14 protein-coding genes and 1 pseudogene are annotated in these 17,747 nt (G+C 35.7%); 5 read left to right on the top strand and 10 right to left on the bottom strand.

Going from position 1 to position 17,747, the window contains the following annotated elements:
- Positions 1-21: 21 nt before the first annotated feature.
- On the bottom strand, positions 22-1,407 hold the full coding sequence (locus tag AC1M36_RS19605) for a peptide MFS transporter (protein WP_336453006.1): 1,386 nt from the start codon (positions 1,405-1,407) through the stop codon (positions 22-24).
- A 409-nt stretch (positions 1,408-1,816) separates the two neighbouring features.
- Here AC1M36_RS19605 and brnQ1 point away from each other — a divergent pair, with 409 nt between their 5' ends.
- Together brnQ1 and AC1M36_RS19595 are read left to right on the top strand one after the other, a co-directional pair.
- The gene (gene brnQ1 / locus AC1M36_RS19600) at positions 1,817-3,112 is read left to right on the top strand and encodes a branched-chain amino acid transport system II carrier protein BrnQ1 (RefSeq protein WP_420792362.1); all 1,296 of its coding nucleotides are present in this window, start codon (positions 1,817-1,819) and stop codon (positions 3,110-3,112) included.
- 182 nt (positions 3,113-3,294) lie between these two features.
- Positions 3,295-5,037, top strand: a complete 1,743-nt coding sequence (locus AC1M36_RS19595) for a DUF2339 domain-containing protein (RefSeq protein ID WP_479846120.1) — start codon at positions 3,295-3,297, stop codon at positions 5,035-5,037.
- A 34-nt stretch (positions 5,038-5,071) separates the two neighbouring features.
- On the opposite strand, the gene AC1M36_RS19590 is transcribed toward AC1M36_RS19595, so the two are convergent.
- Together AC1M36_RS19590 and AC1M36_RS19585 are read right to left on the bottom strand one after the other, a co-directional pair.
- Positions 5,072-6,625: a DNA-binding protein gene (locus AC1M36_RS19590; protein ID WP_336453009.1), complete on the bottom strand. Its 1,554-nt coding sequence runs from the start codon at positions 6,623-6,625 to the stop codon at positions 5,072-5,074.
- A gap of 173 nt (positions 6,626-6,798) precedes the next feature.
- Positions 6,799-8,190, bottom strand: coding sequence for an amino acid permease (locus tag AC1M36_RS19585; RefSeq protein ID WP_336453010.1), 1,392 nt, complete (start codon positions 8,188-8,190; stop codon positions 6,799-6,801).
- A gap of 595 nt (positions 8,191-8,785) precedes the next feature.
- Between AC1M36_RS19585 and AC1M36_RS19580 the strand changes: the two genes are divergently transcribed.
- The 3 genes and pseudogenes from AC1M36_RS19580 to AC1M36_RS19570 all read left to right on the top strand — a co-directional run bounded on the left by AC1M36_RS19580 (position 8,786) and on the right by AC1M36_RS19570 (position 10,904).
- Positions 8,786-10,078, top strand: a complete 1,293-nt coding sequence (locus AC1M36_RS19580; RefSeq protein ID WP_479846119.1) for an NCS2 family permease — start codon at positions 8,786-8,788, stop codon at positions 10,076-10,078.
- A gap of 177 nt (positions 10,079-10,255) precedes the next feature.
- On the top strand, positions 10,256-10,456 hold the full coding sequence (locus AC1M36_RS19575; protein ID WP_336453012.1) for a helix-turn-helix transcriptional regulator: 201 nt from the start codon (positions 10,256-10,258) through the stop codon (positions 10,454-10,456).
- A 9-nt stretch (positions 10,457-10,465) separates the two neighbouring features.
- A pseudogene (locus AC1M36_RS19570) lies at positions 10,466-10,904 on the top strand (hypothetical protein).
- Between the two features lie 39 nt (positions 10,905-10,943).
- On the opposite strand, the gene AC1M36_RS19565 reads toward AC1M36_RS19570, so the two are convergent.
- The 7 genes from AC1M36_RS19565 to qoxA all read right to left on the bottom strand — a co-directional run bounded on the left by AC1M36_RS19565 (position 10,944) and on the right by qoxA (position 17,568).
- Positions 10,944-11,381 (bottom strand): GNAT family N-acetyltransferase, encoded by a 438-nt coding sequence (locus AC1M36_RS19565; protein ID WP_336453013.1) that lies wholly within the window; start codon positions 11,379-11,381, stop codon positions 10,944-10,946.
- Positions 11,382-11,395: 14 nt separating this feature from the next.
- Positions 11,396-11,629, bottom strand: a complete 234-nt coding sequence (locus tag AC1M36_RS19560) for a DUF4022 family protein (RefSeq protein WP_336453014.1) — start codon at positions 11,627-11,629, stop codon at positions 11,396-11,398.
- 115 nt (positions 11,630-11,744) lie between these two features.
- Positions 11,745-13,574 carry a monovalent cation:proton antiporter family protein gene (locus AC1M36_RS19555; protein WP_336453015.1) on the bottom strand — a complete coding sequence of 610 codons (1,830 nt, stop codon included), beginning with the start codon at positions 13,572-13,574 and terminating at the stop codon, positions 11,745-11,747.
- A gap of 220 nt (positions 13,575-13,794) precedes the next feature.
- On the bottom strand, positions 13,795-14,106 hold the full coding sequence (gene qoxD, locus AC1M36_RS19550; RefSeq protein ID WP_336453016.1) for a cytochrome aa3 quinol oxidase subunit IV: 312 nt from the start codon (positions 14,104-14,106) through the stop codon (positions 13,795-13,797).
- Between the two features lie 2 nt (positions 14,107-14,108).
- A complete protein-coding gene (gene qoxC, locus AC1M36_RS19545; protein ID WP_090694261.1) occupies positions 14,109-14,711 on the bottom strand; it encodes a cytochrome aa3 quinol oxidase subunit III in 603 nt (200 codons plus the stop codon).
- A gap of 13 nt (positions 14,712-14,724) precedes the next feature.
- Positions 14,725-16,659, bottom strand: a complete 1,935-nt coding sequence (qoxB, locus tag AC1M36_RS19540) for a cytochrome aa3 quinol oxidase subunit I (RefSeq protein ID WP_336453017.1) — start codon at positions 16,657-16,659, stop codon at positions 14,725-14,727.
- A 33-nt stretch (positions 16,660-16,692) separates the two neighbouring features.
- On the bottom strand, positions 16,693-17,568 hold the full coding sequence (gene qoxA, locus AC1M36_RS19535; RefSeq protein WP_336453018.1) for a cytochrome aa3 quinol oxidase subunit II: 876 nt from the start codon (positions 17,566-17,568) through the stop codon (positions 16,693-16,695).
- Between the last annotated feature and the right edge of the window lie 179 nt (positions 17,569-17,747).

Below are 17,747 nucleotides of genomic sequence, written 5' to 3'. Positions count from 1 at the left end.
GGGAGCAATCCCTCAGCTTTTTTAGTCCATCCATTTTACTAGTTTTTTAGAAAGTAATAATAAAACACATCCTAGAACGATGGCTACGGCTCCAATGACAGTAAATACTTCTGAATATCCAAGTGAAGTTGTAAAACTAGCGAGTTGGCCACCTAAAATGTTGGCAATACCTGAACTAGCTAGCCAAACACCCATTAGTAATGAAGCGAGTTTTACTGGTGCAAGGGAACTAACCATCGATAATCCAACAGGTGATAAGAACAATTCACCTAATGTATGGAAAAGATAAGTAAAAACAATAAATAATAGGTTTGCTTGCTCTGTAATGTTGTGTTCATCACTACCTGTTTTTAATGTAGCGATAACGAGAACGATATAACCGATTCCAAGTAAAATCATACCGAGTCCCATTTTTGTTGGGATTTTTAAATCTCCACGTTTTGTTGTAGTAAGCTTAGCCCATAGTGCTGAAATAACAGGGGCAAGCAAAATGATAAACAATGGATTGACTGATTGGAACCAAGATGTTGGGATTTCCCATCCGAATATAGAACGATCAACAAACTTGTTTGTATATAGCGTTAATGAGCTACCAGCTTGTTCAAAACCAGCCCAGAAGAAGACAACGAAGCAAGTTAGAATAACGATAACTGCTGTATGTTGTTTTTCTTTTTTTGTAAGTGGTGTATTACCAGCTGTTTCTTTGCCTGATGCTGCTTGCAAATCTCTTGTTGGTTTTTTACCGATATCACCAAGGAAGCGATTAGACAATGTTGTAAATAAAATTTGTCCGATAATCATACCGATTGAAGCGGCTAAGAATCCGTAACGGAAGCCATAATGAACAATACCATCTACTGTTGTTTTGAATAAATTTTCTGATAAAAATCCGCAAACGAGTGGAGCTAAAAATGAACCGACGTTAATACCCATATAGAAAATGGTAAATGCACTATCGCGTTTTGGGTCATTTTCTTCATACAGTTCTCCGACAAGCGTAGAAATATTTGGTTTGAAGAAACCATTACCAATAATAATAAGCGCGAGTCCAAGGTATAGGCCGACTTGGTTTTGCAGGGCAAAGAGTGTAAGGTTACCGATTGCCATTGTCACGCCACCTATCGTGATAGCTAAGCGTCTTCCAAGAAATCGGTCAGTTAAGTATCCACCAATCATTGGAGTAAAGTAACACGCTCCAGTGTAAAAGCCATAGATAGAAAGTGCCCACCCGGGACTAAACCCAAGACCACCGCTTACTAAAGTTGTTGTTAAATATAGTGTTAATAATCCTCGTAATCCATAGTAACTAAATCGTTCCCACATTTCTGTGAAGAAGAGGAGATATAAACCTGGAGGATGTTTCTTGTTTCTTTGTTGTTTTTTCTCAAGTTGTATCGCTGATTCCATATAAGTTTCCTCCTGACACAAACGAAAACAAAGTTAATAGTTTTGTATATTTAATAGTTTACTTTATTAACTATTAAATGTCAATAAAGGTCGATTTTTCAGAAGAAATTGGAAACCTTTATAGATATAGAATGGGAATTTTTTTTGTGGTAGACTATGGACTATGTTTGTTCTAGTGGAGAATAAAAAAACATATAAAACCTTTCTTTTTAAGGGGAAAAGAGGATCCGGCCATAGATAGAAGCGGTCAGGGCCTTTTTTAGCCCCGTGCCATGAAAAACAAAAGTAAGAAACGAGTGGAGGTCTGCTTTTGTTTATCTAGCTGTAACTTATATGTTGAAAAATTAGAATTGATGTATATAGGATGAGAAGGATTCCATCTTATTTAAAAGTAAAAAAGGAGAAAGAAATGAAATCATTACAGAAAAAAGAAATTTTGCTTATGAGTCTTATGCTATTCTCGATGTTTTTCGGGGCTGGGAATTTGATTTTCCCACCTTTCCTTGGATATGAAGCAGGGGAACATGTGTGGGTTGCATTGCTCGGCTTTATTATATCAGCAACTGGACTTCCAATATTAGGTGTAATAGCAATTGCTAAAGCTCGAAGTTTCCAAAGATTAGTCAATCGTGTCCATTCTTCGTTTGCAATTATTTTTCCATGTTTAATTTATTTGTTTATCGGTCCTGGACTTGGTATACCACGTGCCGGAAGTTTAGCCTTTGAAATGGGACCAGGCCAGTTCATTCCAGAGAAGAGTAGTGTATTACTACTCATCTATACGGTTGTCTTTTTTAGTATTGTATATTGGCTAAGTTTGTCACCATCGAAATTGATAGGGCTGTTTGGAAAGCTGTTAACACCTTTATTATTATGTATGATTGCTCTTATTTTTATAAAAAGTATGATTACAACCGTAGGAGAAGTTCAAGTACCGATAGGGAACTATAAACAATCTGCGGTATTTCAAGGGTTTTTAGATGGGTATTTAACGATGGATGCACTAGCAGCGTTAATCTTTGGAATTGTTGTAGCAAATGCTTTGCGCGCTAAAGGAGTACAAGATGAAAAAAGCTTAGCTAAGTATATGAGCATGGCAGGTATTGGCGCTGGTCTCTTATTATCTCTTATTTACATTATTCTCGGATATGTTGGATCAATAAGTGGTTCACTTGGAAAGTTTGATAATGGTGCTCAAGTATTAGCTCATGTGATGACTAAATTATTTGGACAAAGCGGTATGGTCTTATTAGGGATTATTTTTACTGTTGCTTGTTTATGTGTATCGATTGGTCTTGTTACATCTTGTAGCCAGTTTTTTACGGAAGTATTTCCAAAAGTCTCTTATAAAGTGTGGGCTTGTGTCTTAAGTGTTGTTAGTATGATTCTTGCTAATTTAGGGCTAACACAAATTTTAAAAGTATCCGTTCCTATTCTTGGATTTATTTATCCAATTGCTTTAACACTTATTATTTTAGGACTGTTTCATAAGTATATTAGTAGGTATACGTATATATATTCAGTAACGATTGGACTAGTAGCGGTGTTTAGTGGAATAGATATTTTAAATCGCAATGTGCTACTTTCAAAATGGACACCTATATTAGAATACATTCCTTTATATACAGAGGGAGTAGGATGGGTTATTCCAGCAATTGTAGGTGGCTGTTTAGGGGTGATTGTAAGCATTCTTACAAAAAAATAGAAGAAGTAGTAGAAAATAAAACCTCTTTTCAATTGAAAGGAGTTTTTTATTTATGAAATTGAGAAATTTACACAGAATTCCTTTAAAAAATGAATAGGCTAATAGTATGATGTAAGTAATGGATAATTTAACCAATTATATATATTACCATTTTAGCAGCATAATTAAAGGGGGGAGAGCGAGTGAAACAGGATGTAAATAAAAAAATAGAAGCGCTAGAAATAGCGATTGATACGATTCAAGAGGCACTATATGAGCTAAAGGCACAGCAAAGAAAAATAGAGGAAGAAAAAAATCAACAAGAGAGAGAGCAGAGGAAACGGGAATCTATTGAAGAAAAACCAGAAGTCAGTATTCCAAAACAAAATGTACGAAAAGAAGAAATAGTCGTTAATCAAGAAGGTGTGGAGAAGCCAGAATTAAAACAAGTAGATATATCTGCGTTTAAGCCTGAGCCATTTGATATTATAAAATTTTGTCAAACGTGGCTCCCACGTATTTTCGTTGCCATTATGCTCCTTGGGGTAATTTGGCTATTTAAAGCGGGAGTAGATGCTGGATTACTTACTCCAGCAATTCGGATTGTATTTGGCGTAGTATTATCAATTGGTTTGTACTATGTAGGTGATATGCAAATAAAACAGGAACGTCAAGCACTAGGATTAGTATTAGCTGGTGGGAGTATTACGGGGATCGTTTTAACGACATTTGCTGCCCATTATTTGTATGACTTTTTCCCGGCAAGCATTGCATTTGTACTCAATATTATTTGGATTATACTCGGTATTTATCTTGCTAAGCGATATCAATCTGAGTATCTCGCTATATTTGTATCTGTAGGAGCATTTTTTGTACCGTTCTTATTGAATAGTACAACACCAAATTCTTACATTTTCTTTGGGTATGAGATGATATTAACGATTAGTTTATTATGGTATGCGTATAAAAATCGTTATCAATATTTATATATGGTGTCTTATTGTGTTTCTGTACTTGTCACGTTTGTCTTCTTTGTCATTATGACGGCGTTACTTGGAAACTTAAATGTGCAATTAACAGTTGTTTATGAATTTATTCATCTTACACTTTTTTGGCATATGTTTACGAATCGAAGTTTTATTTATCAACCTAGAATGGCGCTGTTTAGTGCGAATGCAATCTTCTTTATTTTAGCGATTGTAAAAATTCCAAACTTTACAACAGGGGGATTATTAATTAGTACAGTTGTACACACTGTAATGTTTGCAGCTGAATATAGAAAAAATAAAAAATCATTATTTACCGATCTTTTATTTGGATTTGCAATGGGATCATTTAGTTTAGCAATTCTATATGAGTTCAGCTTAGTAAATGGATCGATTGTCTTAATGTTACAAGGGTTCTTAGGTATCATTACTTCTGTTAAATTGAAGCAAGAAATTAAGTTTCATATAAGTGCTGTCATTTATGCGATTGGTATGCTTCAAACGCTCGTTAGTCCATTTGAAACATTTATGTCAGCTGCTTTTGTAGCTCATTTCATTTTGCTTGGAACATTTTATTATGGCATGATGAGAGTGAAACCAATGTTACAACAGTTTGGAAAACATGTGTATTCGATCACACTGTACGGCTTTATGATACTTGTATTTATTACGATTACGAGAATAGGAGAGGTTCTTTCAACAAATGGAAGTATTATCAGTGTATCTGTCTCTCTTTTATGGATGATATATGCTTTAGTTGCAGTTTGGTTTGGACGTAATAGAGGAATGACTGAAATATTATATGCTGGATTAGTTGTGTTAGTTGTAACAGTTAGTAAGTTATTCTTCTTAGATTTACCAGAAGTATCAATGATGATTCGTGCCGTATTATTCTTACTTGTTGGTGGACTAGGAATTGTTATTTCTAGAATGTTTTTCTCGAAAGAAAAAGATGAGTAGTAAAAAAGCAATCCATTTAGGATTGCTTTTTTTACTATTTATTATTAATAGTGACAGTTTCATTATATTTTGTCGTTGTATTTTGACGAAGACGCAAAGTGGCTTGTCCAGTTGTATTTGGTGCGAGTTGTACATTTACTACTTTTTCAGAAAAACCTAGACTGTTTGTTATGAAAGAGAATGCATTACTATATCCAAAGTTAGAAGGCCAAGTACCATTTTCATTTTGGATTTTCGCAACTTGTGTTCCTCCAGTTGTGAAAATCCCTAGAGAATAATTATTATATGTTGTATTTGGTAATAAGTTATTTAATTGAATTTTTACTTGGAATACTGCATTGCTTGGCAGAATAGTAGGATGCGTAACTACGTAATTATTTACAGGAGTAGTTATTGTACCACTATATCCATATGAACCTGGCTTAAATGTATTTGTATTGAACCATTGATATCCTTGATTTGGAGCGCTCCAAGGTTCTGGTTGTGGCTCAGTTGATAAATTAGGGTGTTCAAATGTTTGTAAAGGTGTTGGGTTATCCAGTTGTAAGCCATTTACTTGATCTAAACTTGTATAGGTTTCTTGTTTAGATAACCAATTCACAATATTTTCTAATAAGATAGCGTCACTTTCTTCTTTATACCCATCATATGTTTTTTTTGTTTGTCCTGTATCTTCACGAACATATTTTGGCGAGGCATCTTCAACAGGAGAAGAATCGCCGATAAATGCTGCTTTTCCAAGACCAATTTTAGCGATAGCAGCATAAGGACCCTCTGCAATACCGCCACCATTATAAACACCACTATCAACAGCGTTATTCCATTTTGATGGGTTTTCTGGAAGGTATACGATTCCTTTTGCTAATTTAGGGTTTGTAATGGCAAGTGTAGAACCAGCATGCATAGCTACTGATGAAACCCCTTTTGTAATACCAAAGGATTGTTCAGGTGATACAATATTTTTGGCGGAAACATCTCCAAGTGCATTATAGCGAAAGCGAATACCAAAGTTTTGTGATAACCAATCGGAGCTTTCTACTCCTTGCATTGCTGGAGAATTTGCTTCTTCATCAGACATACCTTTTGTAGGGTTGTCCCATGCACCACGTCTGTATCCATTAAACACCTCTGAAGAATCCCAGCGGTTCTTATTTCGGTCAGCATTATAATGATCTGCGATAAAGAAAATACTACCACCATTTTTAACATATTGTAACATAGCATCTTGTTCAGATTTTTTATAAGGAATATTTGCTTCAGGAACGATAAATACATGATAATCTTTTAAATTTTCATATGTAATAGGTGTAGATTGGCGAAGCTCTTTCACAAAATATCCATTTTTAGCAATACCATTTCCGAAATCGGAAAAACCACCATCAATGACCCAATCAGCAGTACCTGCTGTTTGCCCATGTGTATTATCAAATAATACTTTCTTCCCATTGTTTTGATTCACAACTTTTGCAGTAATTTCAGGTGCTGGATCTGTAGCACCTTCAGCGAAAGCAGGTGGAATATAAGCGCTTCCGATACTGAGTGTAATTGCTGTTGCTAAAGAAAGTTTAAGCCATTTTTTGTTCTTCATAGAAGAATCCCCCTAATAATAAATATATGTGCTTTAATAATGTAATGGATTTTTTAATGAAAATAAATATAAAAAATACAAAAAATTTGTAAAAATAACGTGAATTTTGTTGATAAATATTTGTGTGAAAAATAGGAAAACCCCTTCCTCGCTATAAGGAAGGGGTAACATATTTAACTAACTTTTGAATTTGGTGCAGCATCTATCCTATGGAACCCTTTTAAGTAATATACAACTGCTAATGAAATTAACCAAATCGGCCCAACAATTAATGCAATTCGTGTATCCTCTGAATAAGCCATAATTCCTAATACTAATGCAAGGAAAGCGAGTGAGAAATAAGAGCTTAATGGATACAAAGGCATTTTGTACGTTAAATTTTGCTTCGTATTTTCTGCTAACCCTTTACGGAAACGAATTTGAGCAACTAATATGATACCCCATGTCCAAATCGCACCGAACGTTGAAATACTAGTAAGCCATGTAAATACTTTAGCAGGAACAAGGTAGTTTAATATAACACCAACTAATAAGACTAATGAAGTCGCTATAATTCCATTACTTGGAATGCCATTTTTATTTAAACGGCCGAATTTTTCAGGTGCCTTTTTTTGCGCTGCTAATGTAAATAACATACGTCCTGTACTAAATAAACCACCGTTACAAGAAGAAAGAGCTGCCGTTAAGACAACAAAGTTAATAATCCCAGCTGCTTTTGCTATACCAATTTGTTGGAATGTTAATACGAATGGGCTTCCTTTATCGCCAAGTTCATTCCATGGATAAATTGCCATCATAACAAATAAGGCACCAACATAGAACAGTAAAATACGCCAAAATACGTTATCAATTGCTTTCGCGAGTGTTTTCTTCGGGTTTTGTGCTTCACCAGCTGTAACGCCGATAAGTTCGACTCCTAAATAAGCAAATAAAACCATTTGTAAGGAAAGAAGTAACCCAGAAAAACCATTTGGGAACCAGCCGCCATGTGACCAAAGATTTGAAATTCCAGTCGCGATACCATCATTTCCAAATCCAAATAGAATAATGCCTGTCCCAATTACAATCATACAGATAATTGTGACAATTTTAATTAAAGCAAACCAAAATTCAAGTTCCCCGAATACTTTTACAGATAAAAAGTTGAATGCACTCATTAATACGAGAGCCATTAATGCCCAAATCCAGCGCGGGATATCTGGGAACCAAAACTCCATATAGATACCAGCGGCAGTAATTTCCGCCATGCAAGTAATAACCCATAAAAACCAGTAGTTCCAACCAGTGATATAACCTGCTAACGGTCCTAAATAATCATATGCATATTTACTAAAAGAACCAGCAACTGGTTGTTCAATTGCCATTTCCCCAAGAGCACGCATAATGAAGAAGATAACGAGTCCAGCAATCATATAGGCTAATAGAATAGAAGGTCCAGCTAATTTTATAGCGGAAGCAGATCCTAAAAATAGTCCTACGCCAATAGCGGATCCAAGAGACATCAATGTGATGTGTCTTTGTTTTAGACCGCGGTTTAAAGTTCCTGATTTGTTTGTTTGCTGCATAAAAAGCCTCCTTATAGGATGAAAGAATTGAATGCGCTTACTTGAAGTGCAACTATTTTAAATTATAAAATATTTCTGTCTGTTATGCTACAAAAACAATTATTTTGTGCTGTAATATATAAAACCATTTGGATTTTTCAATATATAATTGAGGATAACTTGTATTTGTGTTTTCTCTTTGTTCTAAGCGCAGCATGGAGCTAAAAAGGGCCAGGTCGCTTCTATGCATGGCCGGATACTCTCTCCCAGCTAAAAAGGGAAGTGTAAAAATGCATTTTGATTTTCTACATATAAATCACAGCTATGTAAACAAAAGGAGACCTCCACTCGTTTTCTCCTTTTGTTTAAAACGTGGCATGGGGCTAAAATAGGACCTGACCGCTTCTATGCATGGCCGGACGCTCTTTCCCACCTATAAGAAGGGTTTTTCTTTCCGTTTTTCAATTCGTCAGACCTAAACTTAAAATTCGAACTATTACTCAATATATTGACTCTTATTTTTAGTCGTTGGTAAGATTAAGTATTACATTTTCTCGCATAATAATAAGAAAAGAATGTGTGATAATAATTCATTGTGTAGGAAGGGTACCAAAGTATGTTTCAATTACAAAAGTATAGCACTTCTGTGAAGCAAGAGATTTTAGCTGGCATCACAACATTTTTTACATTTGCGTACATTCTTGTCATCAATCCGAAAATATTATCTGATGCAGGTGTACCATTTGATCAAGCATTTACGGCAACCATTATTGCAACAGTTGTCGGAACATTATGTATGGCGTTTTTAGCAAACTATCCGATTGTTATTGCTCCAGCAATGGGGATGAATGCGTATTTTGCTTATTCGGTTGTACAAAAGGCAGAAGGTATTACATATGTTATTGCGTTTTCAGCAGTATTTGTTACAGGTATTATTTTTCTTTTATTGTCTTTCACATCATTTCGTCAGAAACTTATTATCGCAATTCCAGATAGCCTAAAACAGGCAATTGCAGGTGGAATTGGGCTATTTATTGCTTTCATTGGTCTTCGTCTCTCTGGAATTATCGTGGATCACCCATCTAATTTAGTTACAATTGGAGATTTTCATTCACCAGCTGTTATTTTAACATTAGTTGGTTTAGTGTTAGCAGCGGTGTTAATGGCATTACGTGTGAGTGGTGCGTTGTTTATTAGTATGATTGTGACAGGCATTATTGCCTTTTTTACAGGGCAACTTAAATTTGGGGATAAGATTACAGCTATCCCTCATTTACCAAACGGAATCATTGTTTCAAATCCGATGACTGCATTTTCTGATGTAATTGAATATGGATTATACGGCGTTGTTTTTTCATTTTTACTTGTATTATTATTTGATACAACAGGTGCTTTGCTTGGCCTGATTAAGCAAGCGGGTTTAAATACAGATAATGCTGAAAAACGTTTTGGTAAAGCATTTATTGCGGATGCAATTGGTGGTACAACGGGAGCTGTATTTGGGACAAGCCCAACAGCAGCAACGATTGAATCGTCAGCGGGAATTGCAGCAGGTGGTAAAACTGGATTAACAGGCATTGTAGTAATTTGCTTAACGATCGTTACTGCATTTTTCAGCCCTGTTATCGCTTCTTTATCTAGTGTAGCAGCAATTACTGCTCCATCGTTAATCATTGTAGGAAGTCTAATGGCGCAAAGCATAAGAGATATTAATTGGAGTGAATTTGAAGATGCACTGCCCGCATTTTTAATTTTCGTAGGGATTCCATTAACATCTAGTATTGCGAACGGAATTGCGCTTGGATTTTTAATCTATCCAATTTTAAAAATTGTGAAAGGAAAAGGAATGGAAGTTCATCCACTTCTGTATTTCTTTGCAATTTTATTTGGATGTCATTTGTTCTTATAATCATATAGGAAAGGGTACTTCTCGTAGGAAGTACCCTTTTTTCGTGTATAATAAAGTGAAAGTTTAATTTGTAGGAACCTAATATAAGACATGAAAAAGAAGTTTAATTATTATGTAATTTATAAATTGAATAATGGAATATATATGTTGCGATTAATAGTGAGGGAGGGACAGGGATTGGCTGTAAGTAAAATAAAAGTTGCTCGTGTTCAGCTAGATTTAACACAACAACAATTAGCAGAAAAAGTAGGAGTTACAAGGCAAACGATTAGTTTAATTGAAAAAGGGAAGTATAACCCTTCTTTAGAGTTGTGTTTGAATATTTGTTATGCGTTAAACCAAACATTAAATGATTTGTTTTGGGAGGAGAGGGAGTGAAAGAGATCAATGCGAATTGTGAAAGATGAACGTTTAATGATTCAAGGATTAAAAGCATATTAGAATGGCATTCATATTATAGAACTTGTAATATTAAGTATGATTTTTTTACCGTTATGTTATAAAGTAAGCAGGATATGAAGCTGTGTCTGATTTACTACTATTATTTATGGTTGGAATCATGTCTGTAAACTTTTTAAATTTGAAACAATCAATTGAAGTGCATGAAAGCGGAGAGCCAGTAAAACGTAGCTATTTTTTCAAATTGTTACTTATTCCGATTATATTTACGGGTGCTATCATAGGAATTCATATGATTGTAACGCCTGATGCTTCTATACTAGATGCAGGAATAATTGGTATTATTGTATTTCTTTGTTCTTTCGTTCCTTTTTTGTATGTCTATTATTATAAAAAATCAATAAGAGATGAAGATAATGAATCATAATATAGCCCTCTCCATATGGAGAGGGCTATATTAGATGATTTATAACGTTTTATACATCAATTTATGAAGTCCAATCGGATCGATATCAAATATTTCACCATGTTCAAGGAATCCTAATCGTTTGTAGTAATCTGCAACGGTAATACGAGCATTACACCATAGTACTGTTGCTTGGCGTTCTTTTAGAATGGTTTCGGCATGATTAATTAATGAGCGACCAGCATGTTGCTTTCGAAAGGTGGGAATTGTAGCCATGCCTCGTAAACGATAGTGGTTATTACCTTGTAAGGAAGGCTCTGCTTCAGATGAGAAAGACGCGATACTAATGAGTTCATCATTTAAGAAGGCACCGAGATGAAAGGAATTTGTTTCATAATCAGATGGATATTTGCAATCATCTAACTGTTGATTCGGTCGCAAAATATTTTGCCGTAGTTTATATGTTTCAGAGGCATCAATATGTTTGATTGTAATCATATTATTGTCCTTTCTTATGAGGATTTCTCAATAAGTTGCAGAAAAAAATAGGCCGGCGCAACACAAAGGCCTAATATGCTACTAGTACCAATGAGAAGAGAAAGAAAGAGACAAAAGTATTTCGTGCCATTGGATTTCTTCCATCCATAGCTGCAAATTTCAATGCTAATGCCGATAAGAATAATGGCAACGAGTACCTCTGCCAATAATAAAAGAGCTAAAGTTGAAATAGACATAGTGTGATTCATCCCCATAATATGTGATAGTAATATTTTACCATTAAAAAACGATAATCTTAAGAAAAATTTTGTGAATATTATGTACTAAAAAAGTCCCCTCTCAATTTCGAAAGGGGACTTTCTGCTATTCTAGTATGTTTTTCATTGTATCAATGTGTTCTTTTGAACCTGTTACAAGGAGCGTATCACCATGTTGTAATTTTGTATCACCATGTGGTACGAGTGCTTTATTACCACGGTAAATTTGAATGATGAGCACGTCACCTAGGAATGGTAAGCGACGAAGTGGTAAACCGTTATATTTATTACTACGTAATTCAACTTCACGAACTGTTTCATTTGCTGTCGTAATTAAACGAACGAGACTCGGTCTATCGATGAGTGCACGTAATAAAATTCGTGTAGAGTTGATGGTCGAGAATACGGCAATATGTTCTTGTGTTGCTTTTTCTTGTAGAAGTGGATCTTCTACGCTTGCAATAACATGTTCAACGCCTAATTCTTTCGCATGTTCTGCTAATAATAAGTTTTGTTCATCATCGCTTGTTGCAACAACAACGCGATCTGCATCGAATGCTTTTTGTTCTTCTAATCCTTCTATAGTGATTGTATCTAGTTTTACAATCGGGAAGTCATGAGACTTTGCTTCCTCTGCATTTACTTTATTTTGACGCATCATGTATAGTGTCACATCATAATCTTCGCGTTTTAAATCAAGTGATAATGGAAGGGTGATTCGACTTGCACCAATAATAGAAACTTTTGGTTTTGGTGTTTCCACCTTTGGAAACATCTTTTTAAAGAATACAGGTGCAAAAATACATGTAATAACTGCACTCAAAATAAGTGAAGCAGATAGACTGGTACTAATGATATTTAGCTTTTCACCAATTTGTGCTGCGGCGATAACCAATGAAAGTGTCGATGTCAATAAAATGGCACTTCCTAATACAATATTACGTGGGTACCATTTTCTTAGTACGAGTGATGGTAATAATTTTGAAATAAAGAGTCCGACAATTAAAATCGGAATCATTAGCATACTAGAAGGCTCTTTAAAAATAGACCATACTTCTAAATTAACCCCGACCATAACAAAGAAAATTGGGATGAAGAAACCATATCCGATGGAATCAAGTTTTTCAACCATATCTTCATTTGGTGATAATAAGGATACGAGTACACCTGCTAAAAAGGCCCCTAAAATATTTTCTGCACCAACAGATTCAGATAATCCGACTAAGATTAAAATGAGTGCAAAAACAGCACGTGTGTCAATTTGTACACTACCAGCTTTTATATTTTCTAGGTATGGAATATTTTTAAAGCGTCTTGCCACAAAGTAAATGACAATACCTGCACCAAATAGAACGAGAAGAAGCCACATGCTTTGGCCACTTTCAGAGTTCAATCCGACAAATACAGCGAGTAGAATCATTGTAACTAGGTCAGCAATAACAGCAACTAATAAAATGATTTGGCCAATTGCTGTTTTCCCTAAGTTATTTTCTTTTAATGTTGGAACAACAACACCTAAAGAAATTGTTGAAATAATTAATGTCATAAATAAGGCACTATCTACAAATTCAAGCCATACGAATATAAGTGATATAGCGTAGGATAAGATGAAAATGAATAAAAAGATAATGCTTGCTACTTGGAACGTGTTTGGTTCGTTCGTCGTATTCTTTTTCCCTTTTTGTTTAAAGATAGAAAAATCGATTTCTAAACCGCTTAAGAACATTAAGAAGATAAATCCTAGTGTTGATAAGACCTGGAGCCACATGTCGGGCTCAATAACGTTAAATCCACTTTTTCCTACAAAAATTCCTGCGATAATTTCTGCAACAACGACAGGAAGTGCTTTTAGTTTAAAGCGTTGTAACAAAAGGGGAATGAAAAACGCGATTGCGACAACAATCATAAGTGATAAGACTGAGGAATGATGTTCCACTGCGTTCTCTCCCTTCAAATAATATAGTACTTATTTTAGTCATATTATAGGAAGAAAAGCAATGCATGTGAACTCGATTTCATAAAGAAAGAGTTTTCTTAACATTTGTCATAATAAGTATGGTTTACATGATAATGTTGTAATTTCCGTAATATGGATAAAAGGGGGGGAATAAATAAAAAGACTGCTGAGATTATCTCAGCAGTCCATTTTCTGTTCATTACATAGAGAAGAAAATCCATACAGTAAGACCGATTGTTGCGATTGCAACAAAGAAGCTGTATATCATTGTAAGGATTTGAATTGTACCTTCTCCTTCTCTTAAGTGCATGAACATAATTAATTGTAATAAACCTTGTGCAAGTGCCATTACGATAATTGTTGTTAATATCGTTGAAAGTGGCAAGTCTGTGTAAAGGGCAACATATAAAGCAAGAAACGTTAGTGCAAGCGATAAAATAAACCCAAAAACGTGTGACCATGGAAACCCGCTATGCGCGTGTCCATTTGCTTGTGTATTGTTTTGTCCCATTATTACGCCACCATCCCGTTCAAGTAAACTAGTGTGTAAATAAAGATCCAAACAAGGTCAAGGAAATGCCAGTATAAGCTGATAATAAATACTTTACGAGCTGTAACTGGTGTTAATCCGCGTTTTAAAATTTGGATGATTACACAAGTTGCCCAGATGATACCACCTGTTACGTGGGCACCGTGCGTTCCAAGAAGAACGAAGAATCCAGATAAGAATGCGCTTGTTTGGATCGTAGCGCCTTCACCAACATACATGATGAACTCTTCAATTTCAAAGAATAGGAAGCCTGCACCTAAAAGCAATGTGAAAAGGAACCATCCTAACATAGCTTTTTGGTTGTTTTTACGCATTTCATGAATTACGATACCGCACGTAAAACTACTTGTTAAAAGTAGTAATGTTTGAATTAAAAGTGTTTTCACTTCAAACAATTGTGCTGGCGTTGGGCCATCTGCCGTACGACCAGCAAGGACTAAATAAGAGGCGAAAAGTGTTGCGAATAGCATAATTTCAGCCCCTAGGAAAATCCAGAACCCTAGAATATTCAATCTGCTTTGTTCAGATTGATATTCTAAAGGTAAGCTTTTATCTAAAGCCGCCATTTCGTTTCACCTCTCATGCTACATGTTCTGTTTTTTTAATTTCATCAACACTGATATAGTAACCATCGTCATAATCAAATGAACGATAGATCATACAAGCTAGCATACCGATACCGCCAATAATTGCTAACCAGAACCAGCTAAATACTAACGCAAAACCAGCAAGACCGATAAAGCTAGACATAATGATAGGAACACCTGAATTGCTTGGCATGTGAATTGGTTTTAATTCATCAGCCTTTGGTGTAACTGTTTCTCCACGTTTCTTCATGAACCAGAAAGCATCAGCCTCTTTAATTTCAGGAAGTTTAGCAAAGTTGTAATGTTGTACAGGAGATTGAGTTGCCCATTCAAGTGTACGGCCATTCCATGGATCTCCAGTAGTGTCACGCTCACCGTGACGTGCGCTCCAAACTACGTTGTAGCAAAGGATTAGGAAGCCGATACCCATCATTACTGCACCGACAGTTGCGATTTGGTTCATCCAACCCCACCCTAAATCAGCGGAGTAAGTGTACATACGACGAGTCATACCATCTAAACCTAGGAAGTACATTGGGAAGAAACAGATGTTAAATCCAATCATAAAGATCCAGAATGTCCACTTACCAAGGCGTTCATTTAGCATATGACCAGTCATTTTTGGATACCAGAACGTAAATCCTGCAAGCATCGCGAATACTGTACCTGCGATTAATACGTAGTGGAAGTGGGCGATTAGGAAGTAGCTGTTATGGTATTGATAGTCAGCTGCTGCCATTCCAAGCATAACCCCAGTAACCCCACCGATTACGAAGTTTGGAATAAATGCCAATGACCAAAGCATTGGAACTGTAAAACGAATACGTCCTTTATACAGTGTAAACAACCAGTTAAAGATCTTAACACCGGTTGGAATCGAAATCGCCATTGTCGAAATCGAGAAGAATGAGTTAACGGCTGGACCAGATCCCATTGTAAAGAAGTGGTGAAGCCATACGACGAAACTTAATAAAGAAATTGCAATCATTGAGTATACCATTGCACTGTAACCGAATAGACGTTTACGTGAGAATGTACTAATGATTTCAGAGAAAATACCGAATGCCGGTAAGATAACAATATATACTTCAGGGTGACCCCATACCCAGAATAGGTTGGCCCAAAGCATTGGCATACCGCCGCTCGCCATCGTAAAGAAGTGAGCATCAAATAGACGATCGAATGTCATTAATGCAAGAGCAACTGTTAATACTGGGAAAGCGAAAATAATAATGATAGTTGTAATTAAGATTGACCAAGTAAACATTGGCATTTTCATTAATGTCATGCCAGGTGTACGCATTTTTAAGATTGTAACCAAGAAGTTAATACCAGTCATTAGCGTACCAAGACCGGAAATCTGTAATGCAATAGCGTAGTAGTTATTTCCTACGCCAGGAGTAAATTCTGTACCAGCCATTGGGAAGTAAGATGTCCACCCAGCGTCTGGAGACCCTCCGATAACGAAAGCGATGTTGAATAACATTGCTCCGATAAAGAATAACCAAAAACTTAATGCGTTTAAGAATGGATACGCAACGTCACGAGCACCAATTTGTAGTGGTACAACAACGTTCATTAATCCCATAACGAATGGCATCGCCATGAAAAGAATCATAACTGTACCATGTGTTGTAAAGATTCCGTTATAATGTTCTGCGTTTAAATAAGTTGTATCTGGGAATGTTAATTGTGCACGGATCATTAAACCGTCCATCCCACCACGGAATAACATTAAAACTGCCGATATAATATACATTATACCGATTTTTTTATGGTCAACAGTTGTTAACCATTCATCCCAAAGCCATTTCCATTTTTTATACTTTGTCAGTACGAAAATGATTGCTAATGTCACAAGAACGATAGATGCGTCAGCTCCGTAAATAATCGGATCACCTGTGACAAAAAATTCATCAAGCTTCACTGTGTTCACTCCAATCTGTTGGAATATTATCTGTTACTTTTTGTTTTTGTAGTAGTTGTAATCACAGTATTCAAGTGATTTTGGATCTACATACTTTAAGTGGTGACTAGAGAATGTCATACGCCCTACTACACCAGGTTTAATGATTTCGTTATATTTTTCTTCTGTCAGTGGTTTAGCAGTTTCTTTTACTTCTTTTACCCACTTGTCATAATCTTCTTTTGTTTTTGCTTCAAGCTCAAATTCCATGTGAGTAAATCCTTCACCAGAGAAGTTTGAGCTACGACCAAGGTAAGAACCTGGCTTATCAGCTTGTAGGAATAAATCCATAATCATGCCGTCCATTGTGTATTTCATACCACCAAGTTCTGGAACCCAGAAGGCGTTCATTGGACCAACAGATGTTAATTTAAATTGAATTGGTGTACCAGCTGGTACGTTTAAATAGTTAACGGTTTCAATATTTTCCTCTGGATAACTGAATAACCATTTCCAGTTGGCAGATGTAACATAAATTTCAACTGGTTTAATATGCTTAGACTCTTTTGGCACTTCTTCAGATGCATAAGTAGCTTTTACCGTTGGAATTGATAATGCAATAACGATAATAACTGGGAAGAGTGTCCAAATAATTTCTAATAATGTGTTACCGTGTTGATCAGGTGGCTCATAGCCCATGTTTTCTGGTTTTTCACGATAACGAATCAAGATGACTGTAAACAAGATGAATACAATTGCAATAATCAACAACATAAGTACGAATGACCAAACAATCAAATCATACTGTGCTTTTGCAACAGGCCCCTGTGGATTTAATACTGCAAGTTTTTTCTCACAGCCACCGAGGAACAAGAGTAGTGATAAAGGAAGAAGTGAAGCCAACTTCCAAAACGATTTCTTTAGTTGCACGATTGAAAATCTCCTTTCTCCTTGGATTGAAACTATGCCAATAAAACAATATAAACCTATTAATTTATAGAAGGCAATAGTTTTTGTTAGATTGTTAAAAAATAGACACAAATGCACACTTTTTAAGGTGAATATCATTTGTAACTTGATTACATTGTAAACCATTTTTCGGACGAAAC

The sequence above is a fragment of the Bacillus sp. Medicinal_06 genome, assembly GCF_056711665.1.
This window is presented reverse-complemented; position numbering and strand designations above follow the sequence as displayed.